11 protein-coding genes are annotated in these 14,865 nt (G+C 37.9%); 5 read left to right on the top strand and 6 right to left on the bottom strand.

What is annotated here, in order from left to right; all coding sequences use genetic code 11:
- The first annotated feature begins 133 nt into the window (after nt 1–133).
- Both M030_RS0114460 and M030_RS0114455 read left to right on the top strand, forming a co-directional pair.
- A complete protein-coding gene (locus M030_RS0114460; protein WP_027374148.1) occupies nt 134–2,524 on the top strand; it encodes a TonB-dependent receptor plug domain-containing protein in 2,391 nt (796 codons plus the stop codon).
- Nucleotides 2,525–2,729: 205 nt separating this feature from the next.
- Nucleotides 2,730–3,203, top strand: a complete 474-nt coding sequence (locus M030_RS0114455; RefSeq protein ID WP_027374147.1) for a hypothetical protein — start codon at nt 2,730–2,732, stop codon at nt 3,201–3,203.
- 306 nt (nt 3,204–3,509) lie between these two features.
- On the opposite strand, the gene M030_RS0114450 is transcribed toward M030_RS0114455, so the two are convergent.
- Nucleotides 3,510–4,757: a hypothetical protein gene (locus tag M030_RS0114450; RefSeq protein WP_051585088.1), complete on the bottom strand. Its 1,248-nt coding sequence runs from the start codon at nt 4,755–4,757 to the stop codon at nt 3,510–3,512.
- Between the two features lie 217 nt (nt 4,758–4,974).
- Between M030_RS0114450 and M030_RS0114445 the strand changes: the two genes are divergently transcribed.
- Nucleotides 4,975–5,463: a GNAT family N-acetyltransferase gene (locus M030_RS0114445; RefSeq protein ID WP_027374145.1), complete on the top strand. Its 489-nt coding sequence runs from the start codon at nt 4,975–4,977 to the stop codon at nt 5,461–5,463.
- A 40-nt stretch (nt 5,464–5,503) separates the two neighbouring features.
- On the opposite strand, the gene M030_RS0114440 is transcribed toward M030_RS0114445, so the two are convergent.
- The 5 genes from M030_RS0114440 to M030_RS0114420 form a co-directional block, all read right to left on the bottom strand.
- Nucleotides 5,504–5,914 (bottom strand): 5-fold beta-flower protein, encoded by a 411-nt coding sequence (locus tag M030_RS0114440; protein WP_027374144.1) that lies wholly within the window; start codon nt 5,912–5,914, stop codon nt 5,504–5,506.
- A gap of 97 nt (nt 5,915–6,011) precedes the next feature.
- On the bottom strand, nt 6,012–6,707 hold the full coding sequence (locus tag M030_RS0114435) for a type 1 glutamine amidotransferase domain-containing protein (protein ID WP_027374143.1): 696 nt from the start codon (nt 6,705–6,707) through the stop codon (nt 6,012–6,014).
- A 124-nt stretch (nt 6,708–6,831) separates the two neighbouring features.
- Nucleotides 6,832–7,743 (bottom strand): helix-turn-helix domain-containing protein, encoded by a 912-nt coding sequence (locus M030_RS0114430; RefSeq protein WP_027374142.1) that lies wholly within the window; start codon nt 7,741–7,743, stop codon nt 6,832–6,834.
- Nucleotides 7,744–7,958: 215 nt separating this feature from the next.
- A complete protein-coding gene (locus tag M030_RS0114425) occupies nt 7,959–8,897 on the bottom strand; it encodes an NAD-dependent epimerase/dehydratase family protein (protein WP_027374141.1) in 939 nt (312 codons plus the stop codon).
- 540 nt (nt 8,898–9,437) lie between these two features.
- Complete coding sequence (locus tag M030_RS0114420; RefSeq protein WP_027374140.1) at nt 9,438–10,946, bottom strand: adenosine kinase; 1,509 nt, start codon at nt 10,944–10,946, stop codon at nt 9,438–9,440.
- Between the two features lie 603 nt (nt 10,947–11,549).
- Here M030_RS0114420 and M030_RS25570 point away from each other — a divergent pair.
- Both M030_RS25570 and M030_RS0114410 read left to right on the top strand, forming a co-directional pair.
- Nucleotides 11,550–11,711, top strand: a complete 162-nt coding sequence (locus M030_RS25570) for a hypothetical protein (RefSeq protein ID WP_155860259.1) — start codon at nt 11,550–11,552, stop codon at nt 11,709–11,711.
- Between the two features lie 199 nt (nt 11,712–11,910).
- Nucleotides 11,911–14,865, top strand: coding sequence for a SusC/RagA family TonB-linked outer membrane protein (locus M030_RS0114410; protein ID WP_027374139.1), 2,955 nt, complete (start codon nt 11,911–11,913; stop codon nt 14,863–14,865).

Here is a 14,865-nt window from a genome sequence, read left to right as displayed (position 1 = left end):
AAAAATTTTCAATGCTACCATCAAATTGTTAAGTAAGCATTCTTTATATTAATTTTTTAAAATAAGAGATAAGAATCTTTTCGAGAGGTTTAAATGAGTAATTTAGCGTTGGATTAAAATGTGTTAAGATTCTATGAGAAATCTATTCTTTTTATTGCTTGTTTCAATGGGACAGCCTGTACTGGCACAAACCAAACTGGAAAAAGCAATCACCAATCTGGAAAAAAATTATCAACAGGAAAAGGTATACTTACTGACTGACAAAACCCAATATGCGGCGGGGGACAAAATATGGTTTAAAAGTTTTGTATTCGACGGATACAACCGTTCTGCATTATCGACTACTCTGTTTGTGGAATTGTATAATTCTGATAAAAAATTAATAGACTGGAAAACAATACTTCTCACCAACGGAGAAGGCAGTGGTGATTTCCAATTGAAAGAAAGCCTCCCTGAGCAGGTTTATTTTGTAAGGGCTTACACGCCTTATATGACCAATTTTAATGAAGACTTTCAGGTTGTAAAAAGTATCCCGGTTTACAATCCCGATTCTCCTGAATCTCTGGTAATTTCCAAAAGCTCTGACTGGTCTGCAAAAGCTTTTCCGGAAGGTGGAACTTTCATTAACGGTATTCCCACAAAATTTGCTGTAAGACTATCATCTGACACCTCTCTGCCCGAAAACTGGAGCGGAAAAGTGGTTGATACCGAAAAACCCAATGTCGCCATCACTACATTTAAAGCTTTTGATAGAAATGTGGGATCTTTTACCCTAACTCCAACTTCGGGGAAAAAATACCAGGTTATCATTCAGGATCATACCGGAAAAACTAAAACAACAGATCTGCCGCAAGTCTCGGACAGCGGTCTCCATCTGGAAGTCAACAGCTCCAAGGACGGGATTAAGTACAACTTAAAAGGTGTAAATCTGAAACAGCAACTTCAGCATTATAAAATCGTTGGAACGATCAGCAACCACCTTGCTTATAAAGCCAACATCAACCAGTTGATCAATGAAGTTTCAAGCGTTATTCCTACCAAGATCAGCAATGGGGCCAACGGCATTTTGCAATTAGCCATTTTTGATGATCAGGACAATCTGGTGGCTCAAAGACTTTGCTTTATAAAACCCGATAACCTGAAAATTGAGAAAGCAGAAATTATAGACCGAAGCATCAAACAGACGCCAAGATCTTTTAACAGCATCGATCTTTCTCCGGAGTCTTATTTTAAAAATTATACTGTTTTGGTAAGTGAGGATGACGGCAGCAATAAGGCAGACGAAGAAAATATCCTGAGCGGACTTTGGCTCACAGGGGATTTTACTTCAAAAATAGACAGCCCGGCACAATATTTTTCAAATAATGCCAATACTGAAGCCCTGGATGCTCTTCTTATTTCTGAAAAATGGAAAAGATTTGACTGGAATTCTGTGCTTAGCGGAACTATACCTACCATTCACACCCTTTCGCAACAGTTTCTTTCATACAAGATCAAACCTATTAAAAATAACGGACTGGTGATTAATGCCAACGTCAATCTGATGTTGAAAATGGGCAAAGAGGAGCCTGTGATCAATCAGTTTATAACAGACCAAAACGGATACATTTATTTGAATAACCTCAATAATGACGAACCTGTGAATGTTTCTTTATTTGTAAATTCGGAAAATAAGGACTCTGGTAATAATGATTTATTCGTCACCGCCGAACCTTTGGTAAATCCTACTCCTTTTAATGGCAATTTCCCGGGCACGAAATATATCCTTACAAAACCTGCCGGAAATAAAACGCTTCCACCAGCAATTGCCAGAGCAATCAATACGCAAAAAAATAATAGGAAAATAGAGAATGCTGAGATAGAAATTGAGCAGATAAAATTGGTAGGAAAAAAGAAGGATCCCAAAGAAGAGTTGGATAAGCAGCTATCTACGGGCATGTTCAGCTCCGGAAATTCTACGATATTTGATTTTGTCAATGAGGATCAGCATACGTCAGGAGCTGTGAATATTTTAGACTGGCTTCAGGGAAGAGCGGCCGGTTTAACGTTCCAGAGAAACAGTTCAGGGGTAAATGTACCTTCTATACGTGGGCAACAAGCTAAATTGTATCTGGATGAAATGCCTACAGACGCAGATATGATTGCCAATATCCCGGTAAACAATATTGCCATGGTAAAGATTCTTAAAGGAGCCGGATTGGTAGGTAACGCCGTAGCAGTCTATACCATGAAGGGGAATATGAAATCCAAGAGCAAAGAAACACAAACGCAAAAGAACAACTCAGCGGTCATAAAAGGCTATGATAAACCCTCGGATTTCCCCATTGGAATGATAGATGATGATGCGAAAATTGAAAAAGATACCCGCGAAACGCTGTACTGGAATCCTAATTTGTTTGACAGCGATTACGTTCCGCCAAGAATCAAATTTTTCAACAACGACATTGGTAAACAATATAGGGTGCTAATCATCAGCTTTGATGAAGATGACCATCTTCTTTATGACCAGCAATTACTGAAATAATAAAATCAGCCTTTTAATAATTTTGAAAGGCTTTTTTATTTGTCGTCATTCAATACTGACAATTGTTATTGACTATTCTTTAAAATTTGAGTCTAAAACAATATTAGACAAAACAAAAACAGGAATTTGTAACAGTACAGAATTTTTTAACAGAATCTTTCAAAAGAAAACAGTAAATATTCCGTTTAATTCTTAAATTTAGCCAATGCAAAAGAACCTTTATCTCATCCTCATCTCATTTTTTCTTACCAGTTGCTATACTTACCAGGTAAAAAAACAGGTGGATCCGACAACCGGCAACAAGCAGGAATCTAAAAAGAATACAGCTCCTGCCAATACCAATTCCCCGCAAATGCAAAGTACAGCAGTAAGTAATCCCCAAAACCAAAATATACAGCAGCCTCCTGTTCCGGTCAATGTTCAGGAAAAACTTACGGCCGGTAAAAATGTTAAAATTGACGTTGAACGCAGAAGTTATAAAGTGATCGTTGACCGATGGGAAGGTGACAGCCTGGTTGCCCACCCGGTTCGCAATGCTAAAAAAACACTCAAATTCCATAAAAACCAGATCGATGCCGAGAGGATCAGGGAAAAACGCTTTTCACAGCCCATCGCTGATATTCTCACAGTCACTGCATATGCTGCCATTGGGGTTGGAATTTATCTTCTTGTGCGATAATAAAAGAGTTTTTTGTATTCATTCCTGAAACAATTCAGACAACCTGGGACAGAAAAACTTATGATATCCAATCCTTCATAATGGTAGTAATTGCATTATGATTCATTAATTATGTTTTGATGAAGGTAAAAAATTTTTAAGAAAATTATTGCATAAAAAACCACACGAAACAATCGTGTGGAAAAATTGAGATTAATTCGTTTTATAATTTCCTAAAACTAGGTATGTATGTAGTTTAAAAAATAAAAAAACAATGCGCTAAATAATAATGTATTGTTGTAATAATTCTTTTTATCTAGCTTCCCTTTATTCATACTTCGAAAAATCCACTGCAAAAATGCATCTGTTGACCTGACTGCCATTCTGAGCTCCGGCGTTGGGTTCGTATTCCGTAAGGCTCCACAGATAATTGTATTGAGATTCATAATAGAGAGATTCTGCACCATAGGGCCATCGGTAGCGTACAGTGTCATCAGCTCCATCGGTATATCTTGCCAACCGGGCGTTGGAGCCATAAGAATTGCTTGGAGATCCCGTACATGAGAGCCATGTTCTGTTTCCTTTCCTGAATATCCCCTGAATGCCATGGGCATGGTTATCGGCAAAAAGGCTGTTCTTCGGACTTACACTAACAATCCCTGAGTTCTGAAGTTTGCCTCCAGCATCAATGGGAAATCCAAAGACTTTAGGAACAATAGAAGCATCAGCACTGCCTGCATAATACTGACCTGTCCAGAGCTGGGTTCCTTCATCGTTGACCTGTATCGTGGAGAAAGGACTGGCATTACTGATCTTTTGAAATCCGATCTGAGGTAATATATACCTATAGTTGAAAGCAAACAGATTACCGTTGGTATCTTTACCACATTTGTCATTGGTAGCATCTCCCGTACTGACTTCAATAATTTTATCCAGATCAAATATACGAACACCAAGATTGGTGCTGCTGAGGTAGATTTTCCCTTTGAAATAAGCAATACCTCCGGCATGCACTTTTAACGGAGCATAGGAGCCATACTGAGTATAATTGGTGGTGCCTGTCGGAATATCAGGTTGCACGAGAAGAATATGTCGATAGGTAAGATAAGTACTTGAGCTTGGGCTGATGTCAATAAGCGTAATGCGGGAACCTTTATATTCGGCATCATCTTTTGCATACCAGCTCACCAACAGGTAACGGATACCATCTTTGGTAAATCCGGCAATGCCCTGTGGACGCCAGATAGAGGTAGTTTCATCGTCAGTGTTCCAACGGATTCCCCGGACTCTGTTTTCTTCAGGGATATTGAATCCATAGACTTCCGTGTATGAGTTTCCTCCAATGGCCTGACGGTTTTTATTGACCTGGGAAGGCTTTAAAAAAGTAAATCCAGAGTTGATATAGGTACTTGTGTCAACAAAAGGGTTCACACTTACATCTGTAGTCGCTTTAGCAGCATTTACCTGTAAAGGGAGCTCTTCCTCCATTGAGGGAGAGGTTAATTGGTTGTTCTGGCATGCGATACTGGTCACAGCAACCATCAGCATCCAGCCAAGGAGTTGTTTTTGAATCATAATCAGATCGGTAATGAGGTGTAGAATGTATTACTAGTTTAAATTGCACACGAAACTACCGGATTTCATCGGTATTGAAATTACCTCAGCATTAAATATGTATTACATTTTATGATTTCGGGATCATTCTATTTTTCTTACAAACACGACACGTATAATATACTTTACCATAACAATATTTAATTATATTTGAAAATAAAACTACGTAATCACTCCTATGAAAAATACAATTCCTGAAATACAACTCAGATCCACTACAATTGCAGATCTACCCATTTTATTCCGGTTTCAGCTTGATCCTGAAGCAAACCATCTGGCAGCATTTACCTCAAAAGATTCTGCCAATCAGGAAGCTTATCTTGCTAAATATACCAAACTGCTGGCTGATCCCACAGTCAACAATCAAACCATTATAGTCGATACAGTGATCGCAGGAAGTATTGCCAAGTTTATGATGGAGGGTGATGCAGAGATCACATACTGGATTGATAAGAGTTTCTGGGGGAAAGGGATCGCTACGAAAGCATTAGAAAAACTACTTGCTATGGAAACAGTCAGACCTATATTCGGGCGTGTTGCTTTTGATAACCTTGGCTCACAGAAAGTTTTGGAAAACTGTGGATTTGTAAAAATAGGGACTGACAAAGGATTTGCCAACGCCAGGCAAGCGGAGATTGAGGAATTTATTTACAGACTTGATCATTAATCGCGGGATAAGGCGTAATTTTTTTTGGACGGCAGGCGGATTAATCTAGCTTAAAAAAGAAATACACGACCGCTGCCCATTCTTTATTGATACCATTAGCATAGCCGATAGTACTGTGACTGCTATTTTCGACCGTCCCGTTATCTTTGATATATCCTATGGTGGAACGGCTGCTGTTTTCTACGGTGCCGTCTTTTTTAACATAGCCTACAGTAGAATGACCGGCATTTTCTATAGTGCCATCACCTTTGATGTAGCCGATTGTTGAATGATTTTTATTCTCAATCGTTCCGTCAGATTTAATGTAACCCACTGTGGAACGGTTCCTGTTTTCGATAGTGCCGTCCGGTTTGATATATCCTGTTGTACTATGGCTTCCCGACTCTATGGTTTGGGCGTTTACAAGAGAAAGATTAAAAAAAAGGAAGGAAGTAACAATAATTTTTTTCATGGTTTTAAAATTTTAACAGGTTTATCATATAAGCCCATTTTGATCTGTTCAAAAATATTGATCAGTTTTTTTAAAAACGGTTTAAAAAAGAAAAGATTTATTGTTTTTCAAGATGCTTCATCACCACTTTTGCCATCTCCTTTGAACTGAACGGATTTTGTCCGGTAATAAGATGATCTGCCACCACAACATTTGAAGTCATGGGAATGAAAGCTTTCTTCAGATCTGCACCCCGTTCTTTGATAGCGGCTTCCAGGTTAAAAGGAACTTCTCTTTTACGTCTGGCAATGGTTTCTTCAAACCAATCAAAACCAGTCATAGATTTATCCTTGATCAGATATTCCCCATTGGAAAGTTTTACATTCAGAAGCCCGCCTACACCATGACAAATTGCGGCTACCAGTCTTCCGCCTTCGTATTGTTTTTTAACTACGGATTGTATGGCTCTGTCGTCCGGAAAATCATACATGGTTCCATGTCCGCCGGCCAGATACACCAACTCGTACTGAATATCGGAAACATCACTTAACCGCTGGCTGTTGTTCAGTAGTTGCCGGAAAGAAACATCATTCCAGTAAGTCGTGGAAATTTTATCCAGAACAAAAGGCTTGAGGCTTTCCGGATCTATCGGTACATTACCGCCATCTGGACTCGCAATGGTGATATCATATCCTTTTTCTCTGGCAGCGTGATAGATATGGGTAAGTTCACTAAGCCAGAGGCCTGTTTTCAGATGACCGCTGGCATATATGTTGACATTGGTTACAATGATTAAAATTTTTAAGGTGTTCATACTCTTGTATTTTGTATCACAAATTTCGGAATAACAAACTGACGACAAGTAACCCAATTCAGGAAAGTTGTAACCTGATCTCTGAATCTTATCGGTTAGTTTTTACTGTTTTATACCACAAAAATCAATTAAATGAAGCCCTGAATTCCAGTGGAGAGAAAGAAGTACGGTTTTTAAACAGACGATGGAAAGACTGCGGATGCTCAAATCCCAGCTGGTAAGCGATTTCAGAAACCGACATCGCTGTTGTAGACAACAATTCCTTGGCCTTTTCAATTAGTCTGTTTTGGATATGCTGCTGCGTGGTCTGCCCTGTTTGTACCCTAAGCATATCGCTGAGGTAATTTGCACTTAAATTCAGTTCATTGGCTACAAAATGAACAGAAGGAATCCCATTAATAATCAATTTATCCTTTCTGAAATAATCATCCAGTAAATTTTCCAGTTTTGAAAGTAAATCATTGTTCACCTTTTTCCGGGTTAAAAACTGTCGGTTATAAAAACGATCACTGTATTTCAATAAAAGCTCAAGATTAGAGACCAGTAAATCCTGCGTAAAAGAATCCATATTGGCATCTATTTCCTGTTCTACATTACTGATAATATCCATCACAGATTTTTCCTCTTTTTCGGAAAGATGTAGCGCTTCGTTGGTTGCGTACGAGAAAAAACCATAGTCCTTCACTGTTGAAGCCAAAGGATACCCTTGGAAAAAGTCAGGATGAACAACCAATACAAAGCCTTTTACACCGTTTAAAAGAATATCTTCAAACTGCAGAACCTGATGAGGTGCAATAAAGTACATAAACCCTTCCTCAAAATCATAATACTGCTGCCCATATTTGCATTTTCCACCTGCGCAGTCTTTTTTCAGGGCAACTACATAAAAATCGGTTATTACGGTACTGAGAATGGTTTCAGGCTCCAATTGTACATCATCAAAATTAAATACACTGATCAAAGGATTTGAAGGTTTCCTCAATCCTAAAAACCGGTGCAGTGCACTGATGGATGAAACTTTTTCCGGAGTTTTCATTGGTTGCATTTCAGATTTATTCATTTTTTTTAAACTAGACAGTGAAATAGACTCACTGTTCTATGAGTGTTAAGATATTACGATGTTTTAAACTACATAGACATATAGATTTAGTTTAATAAAATACATACTTGTATTTTTCCTTCAATCATCATTTTCTATGTGTCTATGTAGTTAGATAAAAACTCTTTTTAGCCTATTCTAAGGTAGTGATTTTATTGTTTTCCTGAAAGCTGTTCTGCTTTTATCTGCATGATTCCCTTTTTGTAGTCTGTTACCTGAAAGCCAGGAAAACGACTTCTGAACTTTGAATCATCAAAGATATTGTCATGCTCATATCTCGGTAGCAACTCCAGCAGCTCTTTCACTCTTTTACTGAATAAAGATCCTATGGTGAAGAAAAACTTAGGAACAACGGAATATTTCAGATCTTTTCCATAAATCCCTGACGCTATTCTGATAAATTCACGGTATGTCGGGTGGCTTTTATCAACGGGAAGGTGCCAGGTCTGTCCGTAGGCATCTGGAGTATTTCCAATTAATGCGGTGGCACGGCTCGCATCGGGAGTCCATATTAAACTTCTTTTTTTGTCTGCACTCAAGGGAACCTTCAGCGTTTTACCCTCTCTGATGTTATTAAAAATCAAAGCATTGGTAATACTTTGTGTCTTTCCCGGTCCATAAAATTCTGGAGCACGACAGATAACCGCTTCCAGCCCGCCGGATTGTATTTCTTTCAATACCATATCAGCCATTTTTCTTCTTACCTTTCCTTTTCTGCCAACCGGGGCAAATGTCGTGTTTTCAGTCAGTACCCTGTCATCCTGTGGATACATATAGGTATTATCAAAAAACACAAGTTTTGTACCATTGACCTTACAGGCATCAATCACATTACGAAGAATAAGAGAAAACTGTTTTTCCCAAAGATCCGAACTTATCGGAAGTCCTAAAGTGAAATAAGCAATCTCACTGCCTTCTACCGCTTCTATGGCTTTTTCACGACTTGAAAGATCTGCAGAGAATACCTCATCGGTATCATTGACTTTTTTTGCATCTCTGCTGACAATACGAATATCGGAAGTGAAATTTCTTTTTAATTCTCTGGCCAGCTCTTCGCCAATCTGTCCGTTAGCACCTAATATTGTTTGCATATTATTGTATTTTTAAATTTTTTAAACCTGAAAGATCAGGGGTTACATTACTCTATGACGGTTTGATTATACCTGATTATATCCATTGTGATGTGGTTTTATTATTTTCTGTTGTTGTTAAAGATTTCATATCCTGTTGTTTTTAATAAGACAAAGTTCAGAAGAACTGAAATAAACAGAGTATCTCAATTAAGGGAAGTTGTAACAGAATCTCTGTTTACGAATAGAAAATATAAGTTTATACAATAAAGGAAGAATTGACGGTGATGATGCGTGGAGTATTTATTTTATGTTGTTTGCTTATACATATAAATGCTATTCTTCCAAAGATTTGAATGTATCCATAGTCTGGATTTACAGTAGTATGGGAAAGTGTCAGTCATTAAAAAGTTTGTTGCAGAAAAATCTAAAATTAAGACTTTGAATTATGAAGCCACACTCTCCCATTTGGAAGTCATGATATTTTACTAAAAAAGCACCATGATATGAATGGTGCTTTTTGTTGTTAAGAGATTGCCAATAAAAGCGGCTTACCTTTTATTATTTTAGTTGTGAATTTGCTTTCTGAACAAAATCATTCCATTGTGTATTCAGATGGGCGATTGCAGTTTCCTTTTCTTTGTTGTTCAATGAAGAATAATTAATTGAATTAAAAACAAGCTTTTTCAGCGCCTTTACATCAAGTTCCCAATATACAAATGCGGTCCAGAAATCATAACTAAGCCCTTCATAGCCATACACACTGGGATCATCACTATTAATGGAACACTGAATTCCGTGGCTTAGCAAAACTCTCGCCGGATGATTTCTCATATCGCTTACATAACCTAAAATCTGATTACTGATGGGGCTTACTTCCACCAATTTGTCCTGTTTTTTGACCAATTTCATGGATTCCGGAAAATAAATCAGGTTAAGACCATGGCCAATTCTTTTGTTATCCAGCAATGAAACATCCAGAATATTTTTGTTAAAGACGGAAGTAGTTTCTCCGGCGTGCAGGAAAAGTGGCATATTCACCCCATATTTCCCGGCCAGCTCATTCAGCTTGTTCCAGTTTTTCTGAAAAGAATTGATACTGTGCCCTGCAGCCTCATCTGCCACAAGATCAAATCCTGAAATCATATCCGGGAATTCTTTTTTCAATGCAAATGCAGTTTCCAGCTGTTTTTCAATGCTTTCGGGATCTAAAAATTTAAAGCTTGAATAGATTAATTTTAAGCTAAACTGTGGATCAGATGTACGTATCTCTTTCACAATGTCCTGCAGATCAGTAACAGTTTTCGTGAGAGGATATTTCCCGTGCTGAAAATCATACAATTCATCAAAGACATATCTGATCTCTACATGCTGTATGTTGTCCTTCAGGAGTTCACGGAAACCTTCTTTATAATATTCTTTGAAAAAAGGACGATAAGGCAACAACAGATTGATGCGGGTAAACCGTTTTTCAAATTCAATCCAGTAATCATTATAATTGCTCAGGTTATCCCGTTTTAAAGTGAGAAGCCCCAGCAATTCCTTTTCAAAATCAGGTTGTGCAGTCAATTTCTTATCAAGACTGACAAATCCCTGAGGTACTTTTCCGTTTTCAAAAAAAGCCAGCTGTCCGTAAATAAAATCTTTGGTATCTTTCTGGTCAAAAACGTAGCATTCTTTATATTTTCTTGCCGTTGAAATAACCCATTTCATACTTGCCAGACCTCCGCTATGGGTGTGCAGCAAACCACCTTTAGGCATTTTCTGAATAATCTTTAATAGTGCAGTGCTTTCAATCAATGGTTTTATCTGATTAAAAGAACTATTATATATCGGGATTTTTTGTTTCTCTGTTTCAGCCAGAAACTGCTTTCTTAGCTGAAATAGTTTTTTGTCCAATACCGATTCGGCATCAGATAGCTGAATATCGGCATCAAAAGCCTGTGCTGCATTTTCTTTTTCTAATAATGTCCACTTCTGCTGATATGCAGATTGTCCGTCCGCCTTGGTTTGGGCTCCCAGCAAAGGAAATCCAAAAAGCAGAGCGTAAGTAAAGTATTTTCTCATCATAATTTGGGGATCTCTTTTGCACAGTCATTAATCCATCATCATATCCGGATACGAAATTGTGCAGGTAAATAATCTTCAAAAATATAATTAATTTTTCTAGAAAACATCCGCAGCCTTGGGAAAAATTAATTATTCTTCTTAGTCTTAACAAAGGATTTTGTTCGGCATTCTTACTTTCCGCCTTAAGAAATGATCAATTATAATTTTAATACTATAAAATTTTCCAATATAAATTCTTTGGGAAACTTGCCCATCACTTTATCTATATTACTGAGAACTAATCAAATAAGCCTGTTTGTTTAATAACTGTACCTGTTTGAATCAGGATCATAAAATAATCAAAAAGTCTACAAAAACAATAGACTTATTATGTTAATTTTAATTCATGGCGGCAAACTCTATTTTTTTTAAAACTTTTTAACATTTATGCAGCAAACACAAATATCTATATATCAATAAGATAAATATAAAATGAATTATTCAGTTCTATTAACCTACTAATTTAGTAGACTAATATGATTTATTTCATATGCCCATTTAAACGATGTTCATGAATTATTAAATAATTTTGACCCAGTTAAAAAAATTATAAACTTTATTCTCATGAATAAGAACTCCTTTGATTCTTACCTGCTCACCATCATGACTATTGCAGCTGCTCAGCAAAAAAACTGTACAGATAAAGGTCTTTCAAAGCATATTATCATTTCTGAAGATATGTGTTTCGAATCTATGATGTGTATGTGTACCATGATGATGTCATAACTTTCGAAGAAATACACATTACTGTAGGAATTAAAGTCCAATCAGTTCAAGACCTGATCTAACCAGGGCATACTTCCGCTAGCTTTTAATACTCCCTATTGTATCCTCCCTGAAAAAGGAGGTAGGAAATTATTATTTCATAACCGGAGAAATCACAGTAATACACCCGTTCAATTTTAAACTTAAATATGATACTAGAATGAGAAGAAAACAATGTAAAATCGGTGTATTGGCCCTGCTCTTATTGGCAGAATATGGCTTTGCACAAACTAAAGACAGCCTTTCCAAAGAAAACGCCATTAAAGAAGTGGTTGTAGTAGCTTTCGGAAAGCAAAAAAAAGAAGAAATCACCGGATCTGTGCAATCTTTAAAAGCCAAAGACCTTTCTAATCTCCAAAACGGAAATATCCTTCAGGGAATCGGAGGTAAAGTAGCAGGAGTACAGGTTATTTCTTCCGGTCAGCCCGGCTCCCAACCCACCATCAGAATGAGAGGAATCGGTTCTATTAACGCATCCAGTGATCCGTTAATTGTCCTGGATGGTATTCCTTACAGTGGAAACCTTAACAGTATTGCAGCCTCTGATATTGAAAGTATATCCTTTCTTGAAGATGCTTCCTCCAATGCTCTATATGGTTCCCGGGGAGCCAACGGTGTCATTATTGTGAATACAAAAAGGGGTAAAAATAAAGGACTTGGCATTGAGGCTGATGTGAGAACGGGAGTTAATTTCAGATCCATTCAGGATTATCCGGTGTATACTTCACCACAGGATTATTATACTGCTTTTTATAACAGGGCAAGGATTGGTGAAGTGGCAAGGCTAAAGCAACCGGGAGCTGTTCCTTCAGGTCCTACTCCACATGATGTAGGGTTGACTGCATTGAACAGACTTGGATATAATGTTTATAATGTACCTTTTGCCCAACTGATCAGACAGGATGGTTCTTTTAATCCCGATGCCCGGTTATTATATCAGGACGACTGGAAAAAACTTCTTTTCAAGCCGGCTTTAAGAAGAGAGGCGACCGTTGGAATTAATGCCAACGGCGATCAGGTAAAATCATATACCTCTTTACATTATCTGGATGACAAAGGATACCTTATCTCCTCAGGATTTGAAAGATTCGGAATACGATCCAATATAGATTACTCCATTACTTCAAAATTAAAATTGACCAGTGCCCTTTCCTATACCTACAGCAAACAGGATTTTGGTGAAACGGGCGGGTTTTCAAATCCTTTCCAGTTTGCAAGAAATATTTCACCTTTTTATCCTGTTTTCTTGAGAGACGACAATTATCAGAGATTATATGACAGCTATGGAAATCCTTTGTATGATTACGGAGACGGAAGCGGTCCTAACGGTGCGACAAGATCCTATGCCGTTTTCGAAAATCCGGTAGGTAACCTTCAAAAAGATAAATCACAAACCACAAGCAATATCACCAATATCAACCTGGGGCTAAATTATGAAATCATTAAAGGTTTGGATTTCACCTACAACTTCGGGGCCTATCTTGAAAATGTAAGAAATCTTCAGTTCGGAAACACAGAAGGAGGAACTTCTTCATCCGTAGGCGGTACCCTTACCAAAGGATCACAGTTCAGATACACACTGAATCATCAGCAATTGCTGAGTTACCAGAAAAAAGTGGATAAGCACAACTTCAACATTTTGATTGGTCATGAATTAAACAAAATCAAAAATGAAGGAATGTCAGGAAACAAACAGCAGCTTTTATTGCCAAACTCTCTGTCTTTTGACAATGCGGTAAAAATAACAGATCTTTCTGGGAATGGCTACGAGTATGCTGTAGAAGGTTATTTCTCAAGATTGCTTTACAATTATGATGGTAAATATTTTTTTAATGCCAATGTAAGACGCGACGGTTCTTCCGTTTTCGCTCCGGAAAGCAGATGGGGTACTTTCTACGGATTGGGGGCCGCATGGAATGTTGCCAAAGAAGATTTCCTGAAAGACAATTCCGTGGTGAATGCCCTGAAATTAAAGGTCTCCTACGGTCAGCAGGGAAATGACAATATCTTGCTCGATGCCTCCACAAGAGATTATTATGCATACCAGGACATCTACGGAATTAATAATTTCGGTGATGATAAAGCGGTTGTATCACCTAAAAAAATAGGCAACAGAGATCTTAAATGGGAAACTTCAAAAAACCTGAACGCAGGGTTTGAGGCTTCATTTTTCCAAAACAGACTTACTCTGAATGCGGATTATTTTGAGCGAAAAGTATCGGATATGATTTATGCTCTTCCTCTGGCTCCATCCAATGTGGGTTCTTATGTAAAGTATGGCAACATCGGGGACATGATCAATCGGGGAGTACAGATAAATGCCAATGTAGATATCCTTAAAAAAGAGGATATACAATGGAGTATATATGCCAACGCTACACATTATAAAAATACCATTACAAAACTTCCGGCAGAACAGAGAGGAACGGGACTGGTTTCAGGCTTGTTTATTTTGACAGAAGGCGGAGACCGATATACGTATTACCTTAAAGAGTTTGCAGGAGTAAATCCGGAAAACGGAGATGCTTTATGGTATCGCACTTCCATTAATCCAACGACGCAAAAGGAAGAAAAAACCATTACCAACAATTATAAAGAAGCAACCGATTACAATACCGGAAAATCAGCTATTCCCAAAGTATATGGAGGATTCGGAACTGATATCACTTATAAAAGGCTGAATTTATCTGTAAACTTCGCCTACCAGTTTGGAGGGTATGGATATGATGACATCTACAGAAGCTTATTCCACTCAGATACGTATGGTTCAAATTACTCCACAGATCTGGATAAAACATGGACCCCGGAGAACCCGAATGCTTCATTACCGCGAGTAGACCTGACTTCCACCAATCAAAATGGAAATTCAACACTTTACCTGATCAAGTCAGATTATATCAGTCTTCAGGATGTGACCCTTTCCTACCAGCTACCGGAAGGTTTTGCCCAGCAGGCAGGTTTATCAGGTCTAAAGGTCTATTTGACAGGAAACAACCTGTATCTATGGTCGAAGAGAAAAGGATATGACCCGAGAGCTTCCCTAACCGGAGTTTCCGATTCATACAGATATTCTCTGTTGTCAAGTGTCTCTTTAGGTTTTAAACTAACTTTTTAA

Source organism: Chryseobacterium sp. UNC8MFCol, assembly GCF_000482305.1.
GTDB lineage: Bacteria > Bacteroidota > Bacteroidia > Flavobacteriales > Weeksellaceae > Chryseobacterium > Chryseobacterium indologenes.
This window is presented reverse-complemented; position numbering and strand designations above follow the sequence as displayed.